The following is a 24,827-nucleotide window of genomic DNA, read 5'->3' as shown; positions in this document are numbered from 1 at the left end:
ATGGACGGCAATCTGTTGAAAAGAATGGAATATCGAATCAACCGCCGGCTGCGCGGCATGGTCCCCGCTGTCAATCAACAGGAGATCACGAAAAACATTTACGGCGAAGTGGAGATCTCGGTCGGGTTTTTTACGATCCTCACGCTGGCCAACCTCATCGCCCTCAGCGGTCTCCTGGTCAACAGCGCCCCCGTCATTATCGGCGCCATGCTGATTTCGCCGCTCATGGGTCCAATTCTGAGCTTTGGTTTCGCTTTCATCACGGGGGATTCTTTCGTCTGGGAGAAATCTCTTCGAAAGATCATCATCAGTGTACTTTTAACGGTCTTTGTCGCCGCCCTGGCTTCCTATCTATCCCCCCTCGATGAAGTTACCCGGGAAATCAGCGTCCGAACGACGCCAAACATCTTCGATCTGCTGATCGCCTTTCTTTCCGGAACGGCAGGAGCCGCTGCCATCTGCACGAAGAAGAACTATCTGACGATCGTTCCCGGAGTGGCCATCGCCACCGCCGTCATTCCTCCTCTGAGCGTGACGGGGTTCGGCATTGGGAACGGATACTTCGCGATTGCCTCAGGCGCCTTTTTTCTCTTTTTTACCAATTTCGTCGCCATTGTTCTCTCGACCTGCCTTGTTTTTTATCTCTACGGGTTTCGTCCCGGTCTGAAAGACGATGAAGACGCCAGAAAATTGAAGCGCCGTCTTGTTCTGCTTTCCTCCGTTCTTCTGCTGATTTCCGCTCCGCTGGTTTATACCCTCTCCAAAGGCGTGTCCGAGATCAAGTTGAAAAAGAATATTGAAAACTCGTTAAAGCAGGAATTCAACCGGGAAAAACGTTCTCGACTCGTCACGTTCCAATTTTTCGAAGGGGAGGAACGCCGGCTGGAAATCGAAGCCGTCGTCAATACGGTCGATTATATGAAGGAAAACGAACTGGAACAGGCTGAAAGGAATATTGGCAACATCCTGAAACGAAAGGCCCTGCTTCATGTCGAGCAGGTCAAGGTGATGCCCAAGGGATTGATTCCGCCGGAAGTGCAAACCAGAACTGTGATGGTTCCTCCAAAGCCGTCAGCGGAAATCCTTCGGGAAGCGCGGAACAGCATTCTTCCAGTGATCCGTCAGGCGTCCGCCAGGGCGGAAGACCTTCTTTCGCCGTCTAAAATTACGGATTTCTCCGTGGCCTTTCAGGATAAGAACTCCTCGGTGCTGCTCAGGTTGAAGATCAGACGGGATTCCCCCTTGTCGAATGAGGAATTGACGTGGCTCGAAAAATTTTTCAGTTCCTCGCTGAATACGCCGGTTCGCCTCAGCGTGGAAACGGTTCCCTTTGTCCCTGTTCTTTTTTTTGATGCAAAGTCTGTAAACTTGACGGAGTCAATGAAAAAAGAACTGGAACCCCTGAAGGATGCCTTCGGGCGCAATGACCGGATTCATGTCGTGCTGGAAACGATCGCGGAAGCGAACATTCCATACAAGGAACGGATCCGTTTAGCCAACGAACGGGCCGCGGCTCTTGCAGCCTTCCTGAGCACGGAATGCCGTGTCGCCCCTTCGCAGATAAGAAAAAACATCGCGGCGAAAGCAGCCGGAAGGCCTGCGGTAAAAATTGTTCTTACCCCTGCGCCGGAAAGTGGATCGTGACGGTATGAAAATCATCATCTTTACGGATCTGGATGGCAGCCTGCTGAATCACGACGACTACTCCTTCGAAGGAGCCCGGCCTTCGCTGGACAGGCTCCGGGAGGCGCGTATTCCCCTGATTTTTGTGACCAGCAAGACGCGCAGCGAGGTGGAGCGTCTTCAGGATGCGATGAGGATACGGGAGCCGTTTATTGTGGAGAACGGCGGGGGAATCTTCTTTCCGGGGAATTACCGTGGCTTCTCTTTTTCCGGGGAATGCCTGAAGGACGGGGATTTTGTCGTTCTGGCCCTGGGGGTTCCCTATGATCGGATTCGCGGCGTCTTCGTGACGATGAAGAGCCGCTTCAAAATCACCGGCTACGGCGATCTTTCTCCTGAAGAGGTCGCCTGGCTGACGGGGCTCTCCACTGCCGAGGCGCGGCGGGCGAAGGTCCGGGAATTCTCGGAACCCTTTCTGCTGGAATCCGTCGAGGATCTTCCTGCGCTGGAGGGTCTGGTGAAGCAGAAGGGGATGAAAATTGTCCGCGGCGGAAGGTTTTATCACCTCATCGGCGCCGGGCAGGACAAGGGGGCTGCCGTGCGCGGCGTTCGGGACATCTATCGGCGCAACGATGGCGGCGGGCACATCGCCATCGGGATCGGCGACAGTGAGAACGATCTGCCTCTGCTGCAGACTGTGGACATTCCCGTTCTCATCCCCCATGCGGAACGGGGTTTTCTGGACGTTTCCCTGCCTGGACTCGTGAAGGCCAGGGAATCCGGCTGTCGGGGATGGAACGAGGCAATGAGGAGAATTCTCGATGAACTTTTTCAGACAGACCGCATCTGAGATCTTTTCCGAGGCGCTGAGAGCGGTGCTCCCGGAGAGCCTTATTCGGGAAAACCTGGCCATTCTGGGAGACGAGCTGATTGTTGCGAACCGCGGATATCCTCTCGCAGGCATGCGGAATCTTTTCGTCTTTGGAAGCGGCAAGGCTTCCGTCGGCTCCGCAAAAGCGGCGGTGGAAGCCCTGGGAGACCGGATTGCCGGCGGGGTGGTGGTATCCAACGTCGAGGGGCAACTGGATCGGATTCGCGTCGTTGTGGGTTCTCATCCAATTCCCGACTCCCGAAGCGCCGCCGCCGCGGAAATGATTATTAAGGGCCTTGCCGGGCTGTCGGAGGACGACTTTTTTATCTACCTTCTTTCCGGCGGGACTTCCGCCCTGATCGAGAAGCCGCTTCCCCCGTTGAGTATAGCCGATCTTCAGGAAACGTCGAAATTGCTTCTTCGGGCGGGCGTGCCGGTCGACGGGATGAACGCGGTAAGAAAGCATCTGTCCCTGATCAAGGGCGGACGGCTGGGGAGAATGACAAAGGCGCGGGGGGTCGTTCTGGTCATCTCCGACGTCATCGGGGACGACCTGGAGACCATCGGTTCCGCCCCGCTTTATAAAGACCGATCCTCCGGCAGGGATGTCTGCGAAATCCTGTCCCGGTATGGTCTATGGGAAAAGCTGCCCCCGGTCGTTCGGAACCTGATGGAAAGGACGCGAGCCGGGGAACAGGAAGAAACGCCGAAGGAGGAGAACCCCCGCATCGACCATTTCGTGATCGGCAGCAATCGAAAGGCCCTGAAAAAAGCGAAGATGAAGGCGGAATCTCTCGGGATGAAAACATGGATTATGACATCCCGCCTTCATGGAGAGGCGCGGGACGTTGCGAAGGCTCTCATCGCGCTCGGCAGAGAGATCAGGCAGACCCGTGAATCTTCGAACCTCCCTGTCTGTCTGCTTTTCGGTGGAGAGACGACAGTGACAGTCCGGGGAAACGGGAAAGGGGGACGGAATCAGGAACTGTGCCTGGCGGCTCTGAAGGAGATCGGCAATATCCCGGGGTTGCTTCTGCTGAGCGCCGGGACGGACGGCATCGACGGCAACACCGAGGCCGCGGGGGCGCTGGCCGATGCGGAAATATCGAAGCGTGCCGGGGAGCTCGGTCTTTCCATCGACGACTTTCTGGAGCGGAATGATTCCTTCCGATTTTTCAAACAGACCGGAGGGCTGATCGTCACCGGCCCGACCGGAACAAATGTCATGGATATAGCCATCTTGCTGATTGGAGGTAACGGATCATGAGCACGGCAATACGATTTTCCACGGCGTTAAGGCCGCACGTCCGAACAAAGATCGAACAGCTCGGAACCGCCGATATCGTCATCGGCGTTCCCTCCTACGACAGCGGCGACACCATCGCCCAGGTTGTTCAAATCATCATCTCGGGACTGGATCGCTACTATCGGGACAGGAAGGCCCTGGTCATGGTTTCCGATGGGGGCTCTACGGACGATACCCGGGATCTGGCCCGGGCGATCGATCCGAAATCCTATAATATCGAGAGCGTCGTGACCGTTTACCGGGGAAGCCACGGCAAGGGTTCCGGCCTGCGGGCTGTTTTTGAAGTCGCCTCCTTCCTGAAGGCCCGGGCCATCGCGGTCTTCGATTCCGACCTGCTTTCCATAACGCCGGAATGGATCCGGAATATTCTGGATCCGGTCATCGAGGGCTACGATTTTGTCGCTCCCGACTACAAACGCTTCAAGCTGGATGGAACCATCACCAACACGATTGCCTATAACCTGACAAGGGCCCTGTATGGGAAAAAGATCCGGCAACCCATCGGTGGGGATTTCGGGGTGTCGCCGGCACTGATCAAATTCTATCTAGAACAGGATGTCTGGGAAACGGATGTGGCCAAATTCGGGGTCGACATCTGGATGACGACCTCGGCCATCGTCGGCGGGTTCCGGATCTGCCAGGCGAAACTCGGCGCCAAGATCCACGGGCAGAAGGATCCCTCTGCGGACCTGGGGCCCATGTTCCGTCAGGTGGTGGGGACCACCTTCCAGTTGATGGAGCGGTATGAGGACTATTGGCTGAAGATCCGCAGATCCCGGGATGTTCCCTCCCTGGGGGAGTTTGTCGGGCAGGAGCCGCCGGCGTTTGATATCTCTCAGGAAAACCTCATCGAATACTTCAAGGTTGGTTTGCAAAATTTCGGTACGGTCTGGCGGAATATCATCGACGAACAAGATTATGAAATCGTCCGCAAACTGGGAGAAGTCGATTCAGGGGATCAGTTCTTCCTGCCTATTGATACGTGGGTCCGCACGGTTTACCGCTACGCCGGGGCATTCCACGCCACACCGCGGCAGCGTTTCAAGGTCCTGGACACCCTGGCGCCCCTCTATTACGGGCGCGTCGCCTCTCTGGTCAATGAACTGCGGGATAAAAGTCCGGCGGAGGCGGAGGCCCATTTCGAGGTTCAGGCCGAAGCCTTCGAGCGCCTGAAGGACTATATGGTCAAAATCTGGAAACAGAAAGGAGGAAGATGAGATGGCTGATTTCTATCAGCACGGTATGATTACCACGTTGCAGAGGTTGAAGGAGAGGCCTCCTGGAGAAATCGATGAGGAACTGGTGGCGATTACCAGAAAGCGCCATACGGTGCTCCTTCTTCCGGCCCTGTTTTCCGAATTTGAAACGCCCTCCATGCCAGTCATTATCGAGGAGCTGAAACAGGTCCGCTACCTCAAAAAAATCGTCCTGTCGCTGGACAGAGCGGATGAGCGGCAATTCCAGCGGGCGAGGGAACTGATGTCCGTTATTCCCACGGAGGTCCATGTGGTCTGGCACGACGGCCCGCGGATGCAGGAATTGTATCGGGAACTGGCGGCCAATGATTTTGACATTCAACGACCCGGAAAGGGACGATCCGTCTGGATGACTCTGGGATATGTTCTTGCCGATGAAGATGTTTACGCCATCGCCCTGCACGATTCGGATATTCTGAATTATAATAGGGATTTTCTCGCCCGCCTGGTTTATCCGGTCGTTCATCCTGCCATCGACCTGGAATTCAGCAAGGGGTATTACGCGCGGGTGGGAGACCGTCTCTATGGCAGGGCCACCCGTCTTTTCTATATTCCCCTGATCCGGACGCTGAAGCGGATCCTCACCTACAATCCCTTTCTGGAGTACCTCGGCAATTTCCGCTATCCCCTTTCGGGTGAATTCGCCCTGATCAGTTCTCTGGCGCGGGGCATTCGCGTTTCGCCGACCTGGGGGCTCGAGATTTCCCTCCTGAGCGAAGTGTATCAGCGCACTTCCGCCAATCGCATCTGCCAGGTGGAAATTACCGAATCCTATGAGCATAAGCATCAGGTCCTGGACAAAACCCAGCCGGAAACCGGGCTGATCCGCATGGCGACCGACATTGCCGCGGCCCTTTTCCGCATCCTGAGCCAGGACGGCATTCTCATGAGCCAGTCGTTTTTCCGAACCCTTTATACAGCTTACATAGAAGAATCCCGGATCGCCATCGAAAAGTATCACGCTCTGGCCATGATCAACGGATTGATCCACGACAGGCACGCGGAGATCGAGGCGGCTGAAATCTTCGTCAGCTCCCTGCAAATTGCGACGGAAGAATACACCCGGAATCCCGTGGGAATCCCCATGCTTCCCGCCTGGGTTCGAGTTCGGGCGGCCATTCCCGATTTTTCCGACCACCTGACGGAGGCTGTCAGACTGGACAATTCCCTTTGATTTAAAAATCCTTTCTGGACAAGAGCGTGAGCGTAATCCGGTTTTTGATATTTGACAAGGAGTCAGGGAATAAGAGAAAAGATGTCGATCAGGTAAATTACAGTCTCACGTAACCTCTCTTTATGAATATGTTTTCGGTAGAAAGTCGGAAACAGTGTAAACCGCACTTCTCAAATAGAAAGAAACCTATAAGAGGTGATCATCCTTGATCAGGCGGTAAATCCATAGTCGGCATTTCCATGAGCGGGTTTGGAAACGGGTTCATTGTCAAACTGAAATTAGCATAATGAAAGAGAGGGAAAGGCATCCGGGCTTCCTGTGGAAATGCCTTTTCCTCTCTTGCTTTAAATACTCTGATGACGAAACGGCGATAATCCGAATTCTCTGTCAGAAAGGAAAATTTGACCCTTCAGCCTTTCTTCCTTTCCGGTGCCAGTCGGTCGGGGTTGAGTTTCCGGCAGCGGCGGTATTTTTATGCCTCCCTGGACGGGTTCTATCGTGTCAGCTTCGTGAATTTCGAGCCCGAAATCGATACGCCTGCCATGAGACCTTTCTGGCCGAAGACGAACCCGACAATCGGATCTTTAATTTTTGTGGTATCTATGGATCCCTCGATGCCTATGTTGGCCATAGCCACCGTGCCATCAACGCCGGCCTGCCAGCCTGTGCTGGCGCGGAATTTATTCAGGGCTTCTTCCTCCATGAAGACCAGCATGATGTCCTTCTGCTGGGCTCCGATCTGATAACCGAAAGAGCCGCCGGCGAGGCTGTAGTAATCGATGGTTTTCCCGCCGATTCTCAGGGCGCCTTCACCATACTGCCCTCCGACGAAAAACCCGCCCTGGATCACCTTGGGTATAATGAGGACACCCTTGGCAGACGCAAGAAACTCAGATGCCCCTTTGACATCCCTAGTAAAACGGTCCAGCGAGGCATCGACGTTTAAATCAATCTCTTTAGCACTGGAGCCTGAATGAATGCGCGCCGGCGCGCAGGCCGCGAGAACGGCAAGCAGCATCAGAATGACCAGACCGGGGATCAGGATATTTTTCTTTTTCATGGCGGTTGCTCCTTTCTGTCGGTTCTTGATGAAACGGCTGGTTGCGTGAATTTTTCTATTTTGACGGCATCATTCTCAAATCAGGAATAATCTTTACTGAGTGCCGACCACCTCCTTCCAGAAGTCTCACCGTTTCCGGCAAGGGGACAGATGGCTGCGATAATCCTTTTTCCCTGGATAATCCGGGTCATCACGGCGGCGATGAGGGGAAAGATAAAGAGAAGTCGGCGGAGGGGAGTGCAGCGTTGATCACAGGCGGGAGCCGAAAATCATTGGGGTCGCCGGAAGGGTCCGGAGCATGGTTTTCTCTTTCATTTCTTGCGGAGATTTTGTAGCCCGGTTTTATCTCCCTTTGGAATTTCCAGTATATTAATTTTTATCAGAAAATTACAAATAGTGAAATAAAATAATGAGTTATTTATATCAACTTTTATTGATTATCCGAACTTAAACCACTCTCCAGCACTTTTTGAATATGCCGGAGGAACTCCGTTGCCGGACTCAGGTGTCAAAGTCCTCAAGCCGCCAGAGGAGAATGACCGGGATTTCCTTTTGTCCATTCTTCGAAGGCCTGCAGTTGTGCCGCCTCACCCAGGATGCCGATCAGATCCTGATCCTTGAATACGAAGTCCGGCGCGGGATTCGGATAGAGGGCTGCCGCCCGGATTACGGCAACGATCGAAACACCGGTCATAGTGCGAATTCGCAGTTCTTCAATGGAATGGCCGATCAGAGGGCTTTCCTCCGGGAGTGAAAGCCAGTTCAGATCCAGCAGCCGGGAGGCGCTTTGCAGTTGCGAAAGGGTGCGATAGGAACTGTCGGCATCATAGAGCGGGGCATAAAGTTCATAACGGACCGCGTCCATGAACTGCTGGATTCGATCCGGCGGAACCTTGAAATGCAGCAGGGCCTGACGAGTGAATTCCAGGCTGGCCTCGAACTCCGGTTGAACCACTTCGTAAACTCCGCGGGAATGCAGGGTTTTCATGTGTTCGATACTGATTGCCCGGGCCATGATTTTCAGGTCGGGAGAAATGACATGAGCATGAGTCGCAACCGTTTGAGAAACAAGGGCAGACGGAGCGGTAATAAGCAGGAGCTTTGCCTTGCGGATCTTTGACGCCTCCAGTACGATCGCCTGGCCGGCATCGCCGAAAATGCAGGGATAGCTCAAGGCTTTCAACTGCTCAAACCGGTGAAAATCAACCTCGACGAGCACGAATTTCACATCGAACTGTTCCAGAATTCTTGCGATATTCTGCCCCACCTGGCCGCCTCCCGCGATGACCACATGATCCGAAAGACCGTATTTCGGCAGATTGATGGTCTGCAGGGGTTCCCGTTTTGCCCGGGCCCTGAAAAAGGAATAGATTGGCTGGGTCAGGCTGGAGAGGAACGGCGTCAGGAACATGGTGGAGACGGTCAGACTCAGGACAAGAGAATAAAGCTCCGTGCTGATTGAATTCGTGTTAAGGCCCACACGGGCCAGCAAGAAAGAGAATTCTCCCACCTGAAAAAGCCCCAGCCCAACAGCGAGGGGGATGACGTTGCGGTATTGAAACAGCCTGCTCAATCCGGCGAAAATGAGCCCTTTGCCGACAATCACGAGAACGATCAGAAGTAAAATCGTCGTGGCATGGGTCCATAAAAAAACCGGGTCCAGAAGCATGCCGACGGAGGAAAAAAAGAGAAGGCCGAAGATGTCCCGCAGAGGGATGATCTCGCTTAAGGCCTGGTGACCGTAATCCGATTCGCTGAGAACCATGCCCGCAATAAAGGCGCCGAAGGCGAAAGACAGACCGAACCAGTACGTTCCGTAGCCGATGCCCAGGCCGATGGTGACCACGGAAACAAGAAACAGCTCCCTGGAATTCCATCCGGCAATGTAACGGAGAAGCCTCGGGATGAGATTCGTGCCCAGAAAGATCATCAGGAAAAGAAAAATCGCGGCCTTCAGGATGGACAGGGCCAGAAGGGGCAAGCCTGTTTCCGGGTGACTCAGTTCCGGCAGAATGATCATCATCGGGACAACGGCAAGATCCTGAACGATGAGCATCCCGATCATGACGCGGCTGGAAAGCGTGCCCATCCACCCCTGGCTCATCAGGGTTTTCAGGACGACCATCGTACTCGAGAGAGAAATCAATGCCCCGAACCAGAGAGCGGACTGCCAGTCCAATCCCCACCAGGCGCCCAGGGCAAACCCGAAGGCCTGCGTCAGGATAATCTGCAGGGGCGTCCCGATGAGGGCTATTTTACGGACGGGTTTCAATTCCTGCAGAGAGAATTCCAGTCCCAGGGCAAACAGCAGGAGGGCAACGCCGATCTCGGCAAGCTTTTCGATATTGTGGACGCTGGATGCGGCAATGCCGCCGGTATGCGGTCCGATGACGACGCCAGCCAGGATGTAGCCCAGGATCAGCGGCTGCCGGAAGAGTTTGGCCACCAGTCCGCCGGCCAGAGAGGCGATGACGATGATAATGATGTCCGCCGCTATGCCCATTGCTTATGCTTTCCGTCCCATCGTTGATCCCGGCGGTTGAGGGCAGGGGAGACCTTCCTGAATATGCAGGCCGTGCTCTGGTACGGCAAATATCAATTTTTCTGTCACAGATGATTTCCTTAAATAAAAAAATAAAAATTATCATTTATTTCAAGTGTTCACAAGTTTTTTGCCGGATTTTTCCATGTTAAATCTTCAGGGAAGTTCACTTGTTCGATGAGCTGTTCCGCGCAGATAATAAAGATGGTGGATTCCCTGGTTATCTGTTATTTAGAACGGCGGCTGATGGCCGTTTCTGATTGGCAGATTCTCTTGAAGCAATCAATCGACCATGGCAATGCAGTCCGGTCGAAAATGCTTATTTCCCGGTCCATGGCATACTTCTCAACGCATCGTTCTCAACTGATTACATGATACCAATCGAATATATTCTACTGATAGGGTCGTTCCTTATTATCATCAGCATCGGCGTGGCAAGACTCTCCGAAAATTTCGGCGTGCCTGTTCTGTTGCTGTTTTTAGGCATCGGAATGTTGGCCGGTTCAGAAGGGCCGGGCGGCATTTATTTTGACGATGCCTATCTGGCTCAATCCATCGGTGTCATTGCCTTAGTCTTCATCCTGTTCGCGGGGGGCCTCGATACAGGTTGGCCTGAAGTCAAACCTGCCATTTGGCAGTCATTAAGCCTTGCCACGCTCGGTGTTTTTCTTACCGCCATTACTTTCGGTTTGTTTGCTGTTTTCGTTCTGAAATTTTCACTCCTCAGCGGACTGCTTCTCGGGGCGGTCGTTTCATCGACTGATGCCGCTGCAGTCTTCTCAGTGCTCCGATCCAAGAGCATCAGCCTCAAGGGCCAACTCAAGCCCCTGCTTGAGCTTGAATCAGGCAGCAATGATCCCATGGCGGTTTTTCTTACTATCGGCATCATTCAGATAATGACCATTTCGGGGACGTCATTCGGTTCCATTGCTTTTCTCTTTGTTATTCAAATGGGACTCGGTGTTGTTTCCGGCCTTGGTTTCGGAAAAATGATGGTCCTGATGCTCAATCGGTTGAAATCCCAATACGAAGGGTTCTATCCCGTTTTTGCCATGGCGGCGGCGTCATTCATTTTCAGTGCGACTACGGCTGCCGGAGGCAGCGGATTTCTTGCTGTTTACCTCGCGGGATTGCTTGCGGGCAACAGCGAGTTCGTTCACAAGAAAAGTTTGATGCGATTTTTTGATGGACTTGCCTGGCTCAGCCAGATCGCCCTGTTTCTCTCCCTCGGTCTGCTGGTCTTCCCTTCCAGAATCGTCCCTGTGATCTGGGTCGGCCTTGCCTGTTCGTTTTTCCTCATGTTTATAGCGCGTCCCGCGGGTGTGATGTTTTCACTGCTTTTTTCGCGGCTTAAGTCGCGAGAAAAGCTTCTTGTTTCCTGGGTTGGTTTGCGGGGAGCCGTCCCCATTGTTCTGGCAACCTTTCCCCTGCTGGCGGGGATAGCGGAAGCGGAGATGATTTTCAACATCGTTTTTTTCATTGTCCTTACTTCAGCCCTGCTTCAGGGTTGGTCCATTCCCGTTGTTGCCCGCTTCCTGCGACTCGATGCACCCCTTCAACCGAAGCGGCAATATCCCATCGAGTACGCGCCGGTGGAGGGGGTCGACACGAAGCTCGTCGAGTTTGTCGTCCCCTTCAGGTCGGCAATTGCAGGAGAGCCGATTGTGGAACTGGGGCTTCCCCGTGGGACCCTCATTGTGCTCATAAACCGCGGTGGAAGCTTTCTCGTGCCAAGCGGGGGCACCGTCCTGGAAGAGGGAGATGTTCTCATGGTTCTTGCCAGAGAGAGAACCTTGCCCGAAGTCCGAGAGATGCTGATGCGGCAGATGCCGAACGACGAGGGAGAAGCCTGATGGTCCCAGCGGGAGCAAGCTTCGGGAAGGCTGCCGTCGTTCAGCTGAACCGGATTCTTTGTGAACGTTTGTCAGTCAGGCGACTGGCGCAGGCTGTTGCGTCCGCTGGCTTTCACCTTGTAAAGCTGAGAATCGGCCCTTTCGAAAAGCGTGTAATAGCTTTCCTTGTCTGAAGGCGTGGCGGTGGCAATACCCATGCTGGCGGTCAGGTGATGGGCGACGGTGGAGGTCAGGTGAGGAATGGCCAGCTGCTGAATCGCCGAATGAATCCGTTCCGCCACGAACCTTGCCCCGGCAGCCGGGGTTTCCGGCAAAAGGATCACGAATTCCTCCCCGCCGTAGCGGAAGACCATGTCTCCTCCGCGGTCGGTCGCTGAGACCAGCAGATCCGCCACCCGGCAGAGAACCTGATCGCCGGCCTCATGTCCATAAGTGTCGTTGTACCGTTTGAAGAAATCGACATCCAGCAGAATCAGGGAAAGGGGCATCCCGTTCCGTCTCGTCCGGAGCTGTTCGCGTTCAAAGGTTTCATTAAAGCATCGCCGATTGGGGATATTGGTCAATCCGTCATGAAGGGACAGCTTTTCCAGCTTCCGGTTTAAATTCTCCAGGTCGGCAACCGTCTGCTTCAGCATCATTTGAGTGCGCACCCGCGCAAGAACCACGGGCAGTGAGAAGGGTTTTGCCACATAGTCATTTGCTCCGCAATCCAGCGCGGACACGATGTCGTCGTTGCGATCCCGGGCCGTGACCATGATAACCGGCAATTCCGCGATGGACCAGGCGCAGCGCAGGCATTTCAGGACTTCGATCCCGCTCACGACCGGCATGAGGATATCGAGAAGCACCAGGTCGAAGGTTTGCGTTGAAAGCAGGTCGAGGGCGATGATGCCGTTCTGTGCCACAGTCACCGAATAACCCAGACGGTCAAGCTGGCGGGAGAGCAGATCACAGTTGGCTGTGTCATCATCAACAACAAGGATCTTTCCTTTCTCAGCGGCGGCGTATTGCGACCGGGGATGTCTGGCGGAACGGAATCTCGCCACGATGGTCTGCAGCTGGACCCTCAGTTCTTTAGACGGCTTATAGATGGTTTGATCGACAGGCAGACAGCCGGTCGTGGCGATCATATCCGCCTGAGTAAACAGGCGCTGGGTTGCATCCTCGATACGGTGCAGATCAGCGAGAAATTCCGTTGCCCGATCAACCGTCTCAGCTTTGTTTTCCGTCAACATGGCGTTATAGCCCAGAATCGCCCACACCGGCATGCGGAACGCGTGGCGCAGAATCACGCCCAGATCCCGAACGTCCTGTTCCTTCCTTCCGTCGTGCTTCGCCGGATCCAGTATGTCGCGGATCAGAGATCGCAACTGCAGTCCGGCTGCATGCAGTTTTGCCATATTGGCGTGCAGATTTGGAATGGCCCGGAGGGAATCATCATTCAGCCACATCTCGCTGTAACCGAGAATGGCGTTGATCGGGCCACGTAACTCGTGACGGATGTGCGCCAGGATTGCCTGAGGTGATTTTCCAATAACAAGGTTTTGAGTGGTCAACAAATTAATCATAACCTTTACCTCCCGACGAATCAAGCAGGGCGGCAATTTTTTCCAGCAGACGGGGAAATTCGATGGGCTTGCTGTCGTATTCATCGCAGCCGGCCCGGAGCGCCCTTTCCCGATCCGACTCCATGGCATGGGCCGTCAAAGCGATGATGGGAATGGTGCGGGTTTCCTGTGCGGCCTTCAATCGGCGCGTTGCCTCCCACCCATCCAGGACCGGCAGGCTCATATCCATCAGGATCAGATCCGGTGCTTCGGAGCGGGCCATGGCGATCCCCTCAACGCCATCAACCGCCACCACGGTGGTGAAGCCTTTGCGTTCCAGCCGGCGGGTCAGCATGTCACGGTTCATCTCGTTATCTTCCACAATCAATAATTTGGCCATCGGACTCCACTCCTTTTTCATCCTGTCTGTAAATTTTATTTCGATCGGATCGATCCGTTCTGAGATTCCTGTTTGCCGTCCTGTTTCAATTCCATCAACCTGCCGCTGACTTCCCGCAGCAGCTCTTCACGGGACAGGGAGCCTTTCTGAAGGATTTTTGCAACACAACCTTCCAGCAGGCGCTTTTCCTCAAAGGTCAGGTTCTTTGCCGTCAGGACAATCACAGGGATTACCCTCCATTCATCCCGGCTGCGCAGTGCATGAATAAATTGAAAACCATCCATCTCCGGCATCATGAGATCGAGAAGAATGATCTGCGGCAGGTTCTCCTGTCGATGCTCCCTGAGGCATTCCAGTCCTGTCAGGCCGTTTTCCGCTTCTACGACATTCCAGCCGCCCTGCGTCAGTATCCGTCGAAGGTATGAACGGGTTGCTTCATCGTCTTCCACGACCAGCACCAGCCGACCGGCATCTGGAGTGCATTTCTTCAAGACGATCAGCAGGCGCTCCTTGTCCAGGGGTTTGAGCAGGTACTCGGTCGCTCCCAGGGCATAGCCCAGGTTTTTCTCATCCACTATGGTCAGCATGATGACGGGGATATCCGCCGTTTCTCTGTCTGTCTTCAGCGCGGAGAGGACCGTCCAGCCGTCCATGTGCGGCATGGCCACATCCAGCGTGATGGCTTCCGGGTGTAATTCGCGGGCGAGCCGCAAGCCTTCTTCCCCTCCCGCGGCGCAGGCGACGGAATAGCCTTCCCGGGACAGAAACCGTTGCAGGAGATCACGAACAGCCGGGTCGTCGTCAATGACCAGCACTGTCCGTTCATTTGCGCCCGCCGGGTCGATCAGAGGGTCCGTTGCCGGCATTTCTTCAGCTTCTGCCGGTCCGGCCGCAGTGACAGCCGGAATACGGATGGTGAAAAGGGACCCCTTGCCGTATTCACTTTCCACGGTAATATCGCCGCCCATCAGTCGGCAGAAGTTGCGGGTGATGGTCAGCCCCAGCCCGGTGCCGCCGAATTTACGTGTGGTTGATGAATCGGCCTGAGTGAAGGTTTGAAAAAGCCGTTCCATCTGCTGAGGAGTCATGCCGATGCCGGTATCATGCAGACTGAAGTTCATCCACTCCTGTTCCGCTTCCTGAGTACGTGAAACGGTCAGGGTGATGACACCGCTGGTCGTGAATTTCGCGGCGTTGCTGAGAAGATTGAACAGACACTGCCTCAGGCGGGTCAGATCGGCATGCATTTCTCCTCCGGTTTCGCAGCCTTTCACGATAAGGATGTTCCCATTCTTCTTTACCAGGGGATCGGCGATTTTCACTATGCTTTCGATCATCTCCGACACGGAAAATGTTTCCGGATAGAGTTCGATCTTGCTTGCTTCAATTTTGGACAGATCCAGGATGTCGTTGATCAGTCCCAGGAGATGTTTGCCCGCGGAGTGAATGCGGTCCAGGGCGGAGATAAAGTGGTTCACTCCGGCTTCTTCCGCCTCCTCCTGCAGCAGTTCGCTGTAACCGATGATTGCGTTGAGAGGAGTGCGCAGTTCATGGCTCATGTTGGCCAGAAAGGCGCTTTTTGAGCGATTGGCGGCATCGGCTGCTTCCTTCGCCTGTTGCAGTGCCACCTCCGTCGCCTTGCGATCCGAAATGTCGCGCAGCGACTCGATGGCCCCGATCATCCTGCCTTTGCTGTCGTAGAGGGCTGTTGCCGTACCGGATAAAAAAATATTTCCGCCATGCAGATTGGCAATGTAGGTTTCACCAAGCAGACGGTTCCCCTCGCGATGAATGGATACGTAATGGTGTTCGATTTCTTCCTGGGGGCGCATGGCCAGATCGATCAGGATGGGTCGCCGGGTTCCATAGAAAGGAAGAGCGTATTCGTAATTTCCTTTTCCCAGCATCTCTTCGGCGGGAATGCCGGTCATCTGTTCCATGGCATGGTTCCAGGTGACGACCCGGCCTTCGATATCGACAGCCAGGATCGCATCCGGAAAGAAGTCGATGATATCCTTAAACCGACGCTGAGATTCAGCCAGCGCGCGTTCGGCCAGCCGACGGTCGGAAATGTCACGGATTGATTCGATGGCCCCGATGATTTTTCCTTCATCGTCATACAGAGGCGTGGCCGCTACGGAAGTGAAATAATCCTTCCCCAGGGTATCGCTCAGTTTTGAAGAGCTGGTGTCACTGATCAGATAATTGCCTTTGCGGTAAAAACGGGGATAGGCGCGTTCGATATCTTCCTGGGGATTCAGCACGAGATCGGCAAGGATGGGTCGCCGGGTTCCGTAAATTTGAAAGCCGTGTTCATAATTTCCCCTGCCGATAACCTCGCCGGCGGGTGCTCCGGTCATCTGTTCCATGGCGCGATTCCAGGCGATCACCTTCCCTTCCGTATCGATGGCCAGTACCGCGTCGGGGAAAAAGTCAATAATACCCTTGAACTGCTTATGCGATTCGAGCAGTGCTTCTTCCGTCCGGCGACGTGCTGAAATGTCGCACACAGAGACCTGCAGGATTCTTCCGCCCTCATAAGAAAGCGCGGAGATCAGCACCTCGGCGGCGAATTGTTCCCCGCTCCTGCGCTGGCAGAGCGTTTCAAAATGAGCCGATCCCGTTTCCGATGCATTCCGGAGCTGATCGCTCCAGGCTTTGTCCGATTTCATGACAGCCGAGTGAGCTTCAGGGAATATTTTTGACGGCGGGGTGTGGAGAAGCTCCTCTCTGTCATCAAAGCCAAAGAGACGCAGGGCGCGGAGATTGCAGTGGCGGAAGATGCCGGACTCCAGCAGAATCAGCGCATTGCCGGAGCTTTCAAAAAGTTCTCGAAACAGCGACTCCTTTTTAAACATTTCCTCAAAGGGAATTTTCACAGTCATACTCCTGATCCTTTGCATTCATGACGGTTACCTCTTGCCGCTCCTTTTCCTGTCTTTTAAGGCATGGCTTGAAAGCTAAAGTTATTCCCCATTTTTTTGGAGAGGTCATTGCTGAAGAAGCCTCACGTTCCAGGGGCTGTGCTGTAATCGCTCAATACCCTGGAGAAGTTCATGTCTCTGCCGGTCAGCATGATTTCAGCTTCCTGTATTTAAAAAATCACCCAATTAAAAATAGAAATCTACAAAAAAGTTGACAGACAATATCATAAGTGAGAATAAACGCCACAAAAAATATATGTACGCTGAGACATTTGGTATTTTATATCGTAATAAAGTTGTAAGCCGGCGACAGAAAAACCTTATGCCCGGCACAGTGCCGCCCCGCTCTTCAGCATTGTCGCAGGCAAGGGTCTTTCCAGAGTGACTGAAAATGGGAACGAAGCGATTCCTCACGATTCAGCATGCTCAATGAATTTTCAGTTAACAGGAGAGTTCAGGAACGACCTGATCGATAGAAAGGATGTTCTGCATGAAAAGATGGATTTTGAATCTGCTTTTGTCATTTGTTTTCTGGTTGTTTCCTTTTTCTTTTCACGCTTCCTATGCCCTGGATGAGGGATCTTCCGCTCTGCGGACGGGGATCGAGCAGTATCGGCAGGAGAATTACGAAGAGGCGGTGGAGCTCCTGGGTAAAGCGCGGGAGCGGGAGCCCCGTTCGTCGGTCGCGGCCTTTTTTCTTGGCATGGCCTGTAAACAGCTGCCGGATTATGAGAAAGCGGCGGTTTCTCTTCAGGATGCAGTCACCCTTTCTCCTCCGGTCAGGGAGGCTTATCTCGAACTGGCAGATGTCCTGTATCGGCTAAGCCGGCTGGAAGACGCCAAAAAATGGATCCGGGCAGCCGAAGCACAAGCCATTGCCCCGGCCCGGCTTGCCTTCCTTAAAGGTTTGATCCTGACCCGCGAAAATTCCAATCAGGAGGCCGTCTCGGCTTTTGAGCGATCCAAACAGCTCGATCCCACTCTTGCCCAGGCCGCTGATTTTCAGAGTGCCGTCTGTTATATCAAGGAAAACAAACTGGAAAAGGCGAAGGAGCGTCTCAAGGCGACCGTTCTAAGGGATCCAGCCTCGGATCTGGCCGGCTTTGCCCGGCAGTATGTGGATATGGTCGAACAGCGGCTGTATCTGGAGCGGCCTGTCCGGTTGACGGTCGGTATTTTCGGCGGATACGACACGAATCTCGTTTCCAGGCCGGTTGACGCAGCTATCGCGGGGGATATCACCGATGAAGAAAGCGCGACGCTCAACACATCCGCCCGCCTCGACTTTGTTCCCAGGCTTCAGGGGCCCTGGCTTTTTAACGCCCAGTATGCCTTTGCCTCCAACATCAATCAGAAACACTCCCATTCTCATAACTCCATGGCCAACAGCGTTTCCCTTTCTCCCGGATACAATTTCGGGCGCTTCGTGGTCAGCCTGACGGCCGGTTACACCAACGTCCTGTTAAGGACGGATCCCGATCCCAATCCCCAGGCGAACTCCGATCCCGGCTACAAACATTATCTCGATTATTTCACCGCCGGTCCGGCGGTGCGCTTCCTTGTCAATTCGAATCATATCCTGGAGGTCTTTGCCGGTTACGATAAAAAGGATTACTTCAATCAGAAAGTGGACAACGATGAAGGCATCCGCGATGCCGTGGGCCCCCGGGCATATCTGAGCTGGATCTGGCTGTTTGCCGGAAATGGCTTTTTCAATCTGAAATATGACTTCAACCGGGATGACGCGGAAGGTGACTGGTGGGAAAATGAAGGCCATCGGCTTTCCGCCAATTTGAGCGTTCCCCTGCTGTCGGCGGAGTTGAGCGAACGTTTCGGGCCTCTCAGCCTGCAGATCGCAGGGAGCGCCTTTTTTCAGCAATACAGGCATGACCAGCCTTACCTTGTCAGTGTGGGCAGCGTCTTTCAGGAAAAATACGCGAAACGCCGCGATGAGACCTATACGGGTTCGGCGGGGCTGGCCTGGGAGTTCTGGAAGCATGCCAGTCTGGTTGTCCAGTATTCTCACACCCACTGCAACGCCAATATGCCGGCTAACGAGTACAGGAAGGATGTGTATATGGGAGGATTCGAGTTTCGGTTCTAATTCGTATCCACGCGCGTAAAGAAGATTCAGGCAGGAGGTTCGTCGAAATAATGAAAACAGGATGGTTGGTTCCGATTCGATTCGTTTTATTGATCCTCGCATTGATCGCCTTCATCCCCGATTCGTCTCCGGCGGCGCAGGTCGGTAAATTTACAGGTGTTGAAGGCAATGTGGATGTGACTGTGCCCGGAAAGGCGGCGAAGCGCGTTTCCGTCGGAGAGCCGGTGCAGGTGGGCGATATCATCCGCACCAAGAGCAAGTCAAAGTGCGAGGTGACCTTTCTTGACGGGAACATCGTGCGGTTTGCGGAAAATACGCGGCTCCGGATTACGGAATATCTGGTGGAGCAGAATCAGCGGAAGGAGATCCTGAATCTTTACCGGGGCAAAGTGCGCAATATGGTCCTGAACGCGCGTCATTCCACAGGATTTTCCCGGAATCTCAAATATGAAATTCATACCCCGACGGCGGTCTGCGGCGTTCGGGGGACCGACTTTGTCAGTTATCATCAGAATGGAATTACCGGCGCTACCTTCAGGGAAGGTGCGGGATACGGATACAGCCATAACCAGCCGCAGCATATCCAGTCGATTGCCGCCAATCAGACGATGCTGGCGGCCGGTCCCGACCAGCCGCCCGTTGTCCGGCCCGCGACAGCGATGGAGATGGGGCAGCATCTGAAGGATACGGAACCGGCAAAAGGAACTGAGCAGACAACCTCTTCTGGCAGCGCAACGCAGAGCGAATCGGAGTCCTCTTCCGGAACAGCGGCACAGCCCCAATCAAATGTTTCCACGATAACGGACTCACCGGACGGCGCCACTCAGGAAGCAGCTTCGGCAACAGCCCCGGGAAGTCTTTCGGCAACGTCAGGAACAGAGAGCGACGGGAGCCCGGCAATCGGCGGTTTTGGCGGGACTGTGCCGGACTCTTCGTTCAATCCCGAAGCTGACACATTGGATGGCGCCTTCGCATCCGTGCCGGTTGCTCCGCCTTCATCTTCGTTAACCTCAGCGCCGGAGGCAAGCAGCAGTCTGACGACAGATCCGGTGACCGATATTTCAAACCTTGTAGAAAAACATGCGGAAAAACCTGTGGATACAACAGCACCGGTGATTTCCGTTATGCCGGAATCGGCTGCCCCGGTCGACGCCGACGGGACTCATATCCAGATTAATCTTTCAGGTTCGGATGCAACTTCAATACGGTATGCATACAGAATCCATGAGACGGGGATTACCCCGGCAGGTGATTATGCGGTGGTGAATCCCTCTTTCGGTTTTGATCTTAATGGATATGAAACAGGTTTTTTTACCCTGGACATTAAAGGTACGGACGAGGCGGGAAATACATCCACCGTTTATAAGTCCTTTGATTTGAGCCGTTATGCCGTGTCCGGAAACGTTGGACTGACCGGTTTTGGCGAATCCTCTTTCGGGGAGATGACCAACGGCGAGGTAGCCGGTATTTCCGGTCAGAACTGGGGCGGCTGGATCTTGAATTATCAGGGAGCCGGCATTCCCATCGGTGCTTCCTTCAGGATCGATGCCGGGAATTTTTCGGAAGTCGATCATACCTGCTGGCTGAGCAGCGCCGCCGGTTCGGTTGCCGGTGCCGATCTCATCGGAACGTCCCTGTTCCATTACCTCTCGGCGGACAGAATGGGCATCGGTACCGGCAGCTTTACAGGAGCATTTCACACCCCGAACGGCGTCTGGCAGGGAAGCAGCCAGGGAATCGGGCAATATACGGAGGTTCCCGTGGCGTTTACCAGCCTTCTTGGTGGTCCGATCCTGTCTTTGACCGCAGGCGCCGTTCACGAGATCGAGTACGAAAAGAGACTGGACAGCAGTGAAGACTTTTTATCATATCGGTATGGATACTTTTCCGGTGACAACGTGGCGGGAGGCAGGGGTGGACAGTTCGAAGAACTGGAAAACAGCGGTGCTGACGATGCGGAATATGAGTACCTACCGAATGGACAATATGTCAAATGGTCACGGGGAGACGGTCTGGAACGGATCGTGGAGGGGGGGACAACCGGTGAAAGTCTGAATCTTGAGGCCGATCCTCCGGAGGGAAATCTGTCGTATTTCCTGTCATCCTTTACTGACGGCGCCTGCAAGATTACGGAGAAATCCTGGTCATCAAGCGGAATCGTGCGTACCGGCGCCATGAAGGGCATTATGGGGGGAGCGGAAAACCTCTGGACCGCCTCAGCCGCAGATATCGTGTTAATGGGAGAGTATCAATCCGCAGTTCCCATAATCGAGCAGGATTTACCCACAGGCTTCAGCTTGAGTTTTGACAGCTGGCGTGAAGATCAACCCGGCGGAACGACGCCTGACGGCGGGGCTTACAGCGGGTTCATTTCAGGGCGGATCGGCGGCGCACAGAACGGTCTCGAGGGATTTCTTTACGGCCTCTACATTGATCCGGACAACGCCGCGGGTATCCTGAGGGGAAGCTTTACGGGAAGCCACTACCCGGAAATCAGCATGTGGGAAGCGGATGGAGCGATCCATCCGATCTGGAAAACAAACGGAACAAAAGAACACATTTCTGCAGAGGACCTGCTCGAGGCCGCGAACGTCAACCTGTTCCAGAATTATATTTTTCTGGATAACGCGGCAGGCGGTTTTGTCGGGAGTTCTTCCTCTTCCGGTTTCCTCTCCGGCTGGTACGGTTATGGCGGGACGATGTCCATCCGAGGCGAGGACTGGGGAATTTACTCGCTGTCCTTTGCTCTGGATAACAAGTATGAGAATCCGCATGATCCCGGCGCCTGGCGGGCCGGTCTGTTTGGAAGCGGTGAATTCGGGAGATTTTATCAGAACGGATCAGCCTCGTGGATTGCCGATGCCGGCCTCTGGCTGGCTGATATTCCCTCAACTGCTTCGACCTGGAGAAGCGGTCGTGTTTCTGCTTACATGGACGGGGAATACGGAAAATTCATGACCTACACCAGAATGGGCATCCTGAAGAACGGCCAGTTGCTGGGTTCCTATATCCCGGACAGTGAAGGATCGACTAATGGGATCTGGTCGGCCGACTCCATGGGGATTTGGGAAAAAACGGCGGATATCCACTACAGCAGCGGGATTGACGGCCGCAGTTACATCGTACGGCATATAAGGGGAGGTCGTTATGAATATGGCGACGGTTCCGTATACAACTACAGTTACAGCGATGATCATCCCGTAAATGGCGCACAGCGATTCGGGCATTCCTGTTTTGAGGATGCAGCCAACAACACGATTGTGCAGAAAAATTATACGGACGGAAGGGTGGATGTCTGGACGAAGGAGGGAATAAGCGATTATGTCTATTCGGACGGTGGTTTTTACACGGAAGGCGGCCTTGCCGCTCTTGAGACCGCACCGGCCGAATCATGGGTGCATGCCGGCAGTGCCAGTGAATTTATCTTTGACTACGACCACGTGGAAGGCATCATGGGCGGGCTCAAAAGCGATCTCTGGACGACATCCACGGAAACGGGGATTACATTTCTCGGTGAATTCGACACCGAAAACAGGGAAACGGCGCCTTCAATATTCTCCGGAAACATTGTCAGCTTTGATCCGAGAATCACCCTGAACTCTTATGAGAATACAACCTCGCCGCTTGGTGGTGCCTATTTCGGCACGCTCGGCGGGTGTGTTCACAACAGGGGAAGCGCGGATTCCCCATGGGAAAGCAGCCTGAAGGGCTCCATCGCCGCACTCTATGCCGATCCGAGCCATAACGCGGGCATCCTGAAAGGCTCGCTGACTGGAAGCGCCTGCTTGCAGCTTAACGCCTGGGAGGCGGAGGGAACCTGGTTGCCGGTTCCATTGGCATCGGAAATTTCCAATATGGACGCCACTCAATTCCGTGATGATCAATATGGCATCATCAGAACCTTTGACAGCTACAGGAGCTATTGCGATGAAGATATGCCTTCCGCAACGACGGCTGCCGGCGGTCAGGTCCATCTCGGGGTGCTGAGGATCAGAACGTCATACATTGACCATCCGGCGCTGTATGTCGATGATCCCAATAATCCCGGTGGAAGGCCGGCCTGGGGCATTGTTCAGACCAGTCAGGGCGGATCTTATGATATGACAACGACGCCTCTGGGAAATTTTGAGCTGAATTTCAGCTATCTGCCGGACAATAATATGACTGGACAGATGTATTTTCTGTCCTATACACAAAACGACGGGCTTTTCAGTCCGGACAAGGGAGGGAATTTTGAAGGAGCAAACGCGGGAGCGCGCATCGATCTGCAGCAGGGCGGCGCCGACATCCTGGCCCTTGATATTCACGGCGCCTTTGATCCGGTGGCGACATCAACCTGGCAGGCCGTTTCCACAGGTGCCTGGATGGAAACGGGCAAGCTCGTCGATATGGCAAGTACGGTTACGGGAATAGCCGCTCTTGAGGCTTTGAATATCCCCTGCATTCAGGTGGGGAGTGTAAATTTAGAGGGAAAAGGAAACAATCTTGATGTAAAGATGAATAATGTCAACTTCTATGCCCGGTCAACGGGAGACGCTCCCCAGCTCTGGGCGACGAAGAATGTCAGTGGCGCCTATACGGCCGCCCCGGCTTTGAATGAATCGATAACCTTGAATTCAACGGGCGGGGGGAGCATAACGGCCAGTTTCACGCCTGTCCGCTGGGACAGCAACAAATGGGGCGCGACGGTGAACGGCGGCGGCAGCTTGAACGGCGGCTATACAGGGAACGTTCAGTTCCAGGGTGGCGCTGCGGGTTCTTACAATGGCACAGGCTCCGGTTCTTTCAGTGGAACCGGAGCCGGAACAGTCAAAGCCGCCCCCTGATCCGGCTTTACAACCCGGCAGGCGCCCCCTCTGCTCATCGCCGGAGGAGGGGCCTGTCTTTCTTCAGTGCGGACCATCGGGGCGATGGGAGCAGAGGGATTGGAAAATGACCAGTCAGAAAAGACGGATTCTCCTTTTTACAGGGGAAGGCAAGGGGAAGACGACGGCTGCCCTGGGGATGGCCCTGAGGGCATGCGGGCACGGGATGCGGGTCAGGATCATCCAGTTCATCAAGGCTGATCCGACGACCGGGGAAGCGGCCGCCGTGAGTCATCTTCCCGGCGTGGAGCTGATCCAGACCGGTCTGGGGTTCGTCCCGCCCGAATCCAGTGCTGAATACTCCCGGCACCGGCAGGCTGCCGAACGGGGACTCCTGCTTGCCGAAGAAGCGGTCCTTTCGGATCAGTATGACCTGATCGTCCTGGATGAGATCTGCAATGCGATTGCCCTGCATCTTCTGACCGAGGAAAAGGTCATTTCAGTTGTCCGGCAGGCCGGTTCCTGCCGGACGATCGTCCTGACAGGGCGGGACGCTCCGGAGTCGCTTCTCTCCCTGGCCGACACGGTCACGATCATGACCTGTTTCAAACACGCGATGACGGCGGGACGGCCTTCCGAGAAAGGCGTGGAATACTGACCTCAGGGCCTGGCCAGGCGGCCCGCCGTGGTGAGGGCGTCGGCGATGTCGTACATGTTGGAAATCTTTCCCGCGCTGAGCTGATCGGTCAGATTGAAGAAATTCAAGCAGGTCCCGCAGACCAGAATTTCCACTCCGGCCTGCTCCAGTTGTCCGATATCTTCCAGAACCTCGGAACCCTTTACAGTCAGCTTCACGCCGGTATTGTAAAAGATGATCATATCGGGCCGTCGGTCGAGCTGGGGCAGGGTGTGAAAAAAACCGCGCATCAACAGGCGTCCCAGCTCGTCATCGCCCTGACCCATGCAATCGGAGGAAATCACAATGACGCTGGGGCCGGAAAGCGATGGTTCGGACTCCTCCTTTCCCGCCACATCGCAGACGATATCCTGAAGTTCCGATCCTTCCTCAACTTCCTTCGCGCCGCTTTCCCGGGTCAACTCAAGGGTCCAGGTTCCGTCCTGAGCCTGCTTTACGGTTACCCGGCAATTCTGCGACTTTGCCATGCGTTTCACGTTTTCCAAAGCGGCGATGTTGTCTACCCTGACCGTCAACGAGTCACAATGCTCCAGGGCCTTCTTCGTGAGAATGACCGGCTGCGGGCAGGCCAACCCCCGGGCGTCGATGGTTTCCGTCATGTTTGCTGTCCTCCTTTGCTGCGTTCTGTAAAAGGCGTTGACATGAGCTGAAATGATGAAAATTCA

At 54.4% G+C, this 24,827-nt stretch carries 16 protein-coding genes; 10 read left to right on the top strand and 6 right to left on the bottom strand.

The genetic code is table 11. The features are described from left to right. The 5 genes from SYN_RS13210 to SYN_RS13190 are packed head-to-tail and all read left to right on the top strand — an operon-like array spanning window position 1 to window position 6,230. The gene (locus tag SYN_RS13210) at window positions 1-1,644 is read left to right on the top strand and encodes a TIGR00341 family protein (protein ID WP_011418703.1); all 1,644 of its coding nucleotides are present in this window, start codon (window positions 1-3) and stop codon (window positions 1,642-1,644) included. Between the two features lie 4 nt (window positions 1,645-1,648). Continuing rightward, the gene (locus SYN_RS13205; protein ID WP_041585128.1) at window positions 1,649-2,473 is read left to right on the top strand and encodes an HAD-IIB family hydrolase; all 825 of its coding nucleotides are present in this window, start codon (window positions 1,649-1,651) and stop codon (window positions 2,471-2,473) included. After that, window positions 2,445-3,761: a glycerate kinase type-2 family protein gene (locus tag SYN_RS13200; RefSeq protein ID WP_011418701.1), complete on the top strand. Its 1,317-nt coding sequence runs from the start codon at window positions 2,445-2,447 to the stop codon at window positions 3,759-3,761. The genes SYN_RS13205 and SYN_RS13200 overlap by 29 nt, the downstream gene beginning before the upstream one ends. Then, the gene (locus SYN_RS13195; protein ID WP_011418700.1) at window positions 3,758-5,017 is read left to right on the top strand and encodes a glycosyltransferase; all 1,260 of its coding nucleotides are present in this window, start codon (window positions 3,758-3,760) and stop codon (window positions 5,015-5,017) included. The genes SYN_RS13200 and SYN_RS13195 overlap by 4 nt, the downstream gene beginning before the upstream one ends. A 1-nt stretch (window position 5,018) precedes the next feature. Then, a complete protein-coding gene (locus SYN_RS13190; protein WP_011418699.1) occupies window positions 5,019-6,230 on the top strand; it encodes a glycosyl transferase in 1,212 nt (403 codons plus the stop codon). Window positions 6,231-6,723: 493 nt separating this feature from the next. On the opposite strand, the gene SYN_RS13185 is transcribed toward SYN_RS13190, so the two are convergent. Together SYN_RS13185 and SYN_RS13175 are read right to left on the bottom strand one after the other, a co-directional pair. Next, complete coding sequence (locus tag SYN_RS13185) at window positions 6,724-7,290, bottom strand: BPSL1445 family SYLF domain-containing lipoprotein (RefSeq protein WP_011418698.1); 567 nt, start codon at window positions 7,288-7,290, stop codon at window positions 6,724-6,726. Between the two features lie 517 nt (window positions 7,291-7,807). Next, window positions 7,808-9,793 carry a cation:proton antiporter gene (locus SYN_RS13175; RefSeq protein WP_011418696.1) on the bottom strand — a complete coding sequence of 662 codons (1,986 nt, stop codon included), beginning with the start codon at window positions 9,791-9,793 and terminating at the stop codon, window positions 7,808-7,810. 410 nt (window positions 9,794-10,203) lie between these two features. Between SYN_RS13175 and SYN_RS13165 the strand changes: the two genes are divergently transcribed. Then, complete coding sequence (locus tag SYN_RS13165; protein WP_011418693.1) at window positions 10,204-11,685, top strand: potassium/proton antiporter; 1,482 nt, start codon at window positions 10,204-10,206, stop codon at window positions 11,683-11,685. Between the two features lie 71 nt (window positions 11,686-11,756). Here the strand turns inward: SYN_RS13165 and SYN_RS15910 are convergent, their stop codons facing one another. From SYN_RS15910 to SYN_RS15490, 3 genes are read right to left on the bottom strand one after another with little or no spacing between them, the layout of a single operon-like run. Next, window positions 11,757-13,253, bottom strand: a complete 1,497-nt coding sequence (locus SYN_RS15910) for a diguanylate cyclase domain-containing protein (protein ID WP_011418692.1) — start codon at window positions 13,251-13,253, stop codon at window positions 11,757-11,759. Then, the gene (locus tag SYN_RS13155) at window positions 13,246-13,632 is read right to left on the bottom strand and encodes a response regulator (protein ID WP_041585127.1); all 387 of its coding nucleotides are present in this window, start codon (window positions 13,630-13,632) and stop codon (window positions 13,246-13,248) included. Before SYN_RS13155 ends, SYN_RS15910 begins: the two co-directional genes overlap by 8 nt. 35 nt (window positions 13,633-13,667) lie before the next feature. Then, the gene (locus tag SYN_RS15490) at window positions 13,668-16,511 is read right to left on the bottom strand and encodes a response regulator (protein WP_158302984.1); all 2,844 of its coding nucleotides are present in this window, start codon (window positions 16,509-16,511) and stop codon (window positions 13,668-13,670) included. 74 nt (window positions 16,512-16,585) lie between these two features. Here SYN_RS15490 and SYN_RS16130 point away from each other — a divergent pair, with 74 nt between their 5' ends. The 4 genes from SYN_RS16130 to SYN_RS13135 all read left to right on the top strand — a co-directional run bounded on the left by SYN_RS16130 (window position 16,586) and on the right by SYN_RS13135 (window position 24,123). After that, window positions 16,586-16,771 carry a hypothetical protein gene (locus SYN_RS16130; RefSeq protein ID WP_011418689.1) on the top strand — a complete coding sequence of 62 codons (186 nt, stop codon included), beginning with the start codon at window positions 16,586-16,588 and terminating at the stop codon, window positions 16,769-16,771. A gap of 275 nt (window positions 16,772-17,046) precedes the next feature. Then, window positions 17,047-18,660, top strand: a complete 1,614-nt coding sequence (locus SYN_RS13145) for a tetratricopeptide repeat protein (RefSeq protein ID WP_011418687.1) — start codon at window positions 17,047-17,049, stop codon at window positions 18,658-18,660. 50 nt (window positions 18,661-18,710) lie between these two features. Next, on the top strand, window positions 18,711-23,486 hold the full coding sequence (locus SYN_RS13140) for a FecR domain-containing protein (protein ID WP_011418686.1): 4,776 nt from the start codon (window positions 18,711-18,713) through the stop codon (window positions 23,484-23,486). Window positions 23,487-23,592: 106 nt separating this feature from the next. Next, window positions 23,593-24,123 (top strand): cob(I)yrinic acid a,c-diamide adenosyltransferase, encoded by a 531-nt coding sequence (locus SYN_RS13135; RefSeq protein WP_011418685.1) that lies wholly within the window; start codon window positions 23,593-23,595, stop codon window positions 24,121-24,123. A 2-nt stretch (window positions 24,124-24,125) separates the two neighbouring features. On the opposite strand, the gene yedF is transcribed toward SYN_RS13135, so the two are convergent. After that, window positions 24,126-24,761: a sulfurtransferase-like selenium metabolism protein YedF gene (gene yedF / locus SYN_RS13130; RefSeq protein ID WP_011418684.1), complete on the bottom strand. Its 636-nt coding sequence runs from the start codon at window positions 24,759-24,761 to the stop codon at window positions 24,126-24,128. Window positions 24,762-24,827 lie beyond the last annotated feature (66 nt).

This window comes from Syntrophus aciditrophicus SB (assembly GCF_000013405.1).
In the GTDB taxonomy this organism is placed as follows: Bacteria; Desulfobacterota; Syntrophia; order Syntrophales; family Syntrophaceae; genus Syntrophus; species Syntrophus aciditrophicus.
The sequence above is the reverse complement of the archived record's forward strand: the minus strand, read 5'-3'. Positions and strand labels throughout refer to the sequence as shown.

Coding starts and splice junctions, on each gene's coding strand:
- SYN_RS13210 (WP_011418703.1), top strand. CDS start 1: ATGGACGGCAATCTGTTGAAAAGAATGGAATATCGAATCAACCGCCGG.
- SYN_RS13205 (WP_041585128.1), top strand. CDS start 1,649: ATGAAAATCATCATCTTTACGGATCTGGATGGCAGCCTGCTGAATCAC.
- SYN_RS13200 (WP_011418701.1), top strand. CDS start 2,445: ATGAACTTTTTCAGACAGACCGCATCTGAGATCTTTTCCGAGGCGCTG.
- SYN_RS13195 (WP_011418700.1), top strand. CDS start 3,758: ATGAGCACGGCAATACGATTTTCCACGGCGTTAAGGCCGCACGTCCGA.
- SYN_RS13190 (WP_011418699.1), top strand. CDS start 5,019: ATGGCTGATTTCTATCAGCACGGTATGATTACCACGTTGCAGAGGTTG.
- SYN_RS13185 (WP_011418698.1), bottom strand. CDS start 7,290: ATGAAAAAGAAAAATATCCTGATCCCCGGTCTGGTCATTCTGATGCTG.
- SYN_RS13175 (WP_011418696.1), bottom strand. CDS start 9,793: ATGGGCATAGCGGCGGACATCATTATCATCGTCATCGCCTCTCTGGCC.
- SYN_RS13165 (WP_011418693.1), top strand. CDS start 10,204: ATGATACCAATCGAATATATTCTACTGATAGGGTCGTTCCTTATTATC.
- SYN_RS15910 (WP_011418692.1), bottom strand. CDS start 13,253: ATGATTAATTTGTTGACCACTCAAAACCTTGTTATTGGAAAATCACCT.
- SYN_RS13155 (WP_041585127.1), bottom strand. CDS start 13,632: ATGGCCAAATTATTGATTGTGGAAGATAACGAGATGAACCGTGACATG.
- SYN_RS13145 (WP_011418687.1), top strand. CDS start 17,047: ATGAAAAGATGGATTTTGAATCTGCTTTTGTCATTTGTTTTCTGGTTG.
- SYN_RS13140 (WP_011418686.1), top strand. CDS start 18,711: ATGAAAACAGGATGGTTGGTTCCGATTCGATTCGTTTTATTGATCCTC.
- SYN_RS13135 (WP_011418685.1), top strand. CDS start 23,593: ATGACCAGTCAGAAAAGACGGATTCTCCTTTTTACAGGGGAAGGCAAG.
- yedF (WP_011418684.1), bottom strand. CDS start 24,761: ATGACGGAAACCATCGACGCCCGGGGGTTGGCCTGCCCGCAGCCGGTC.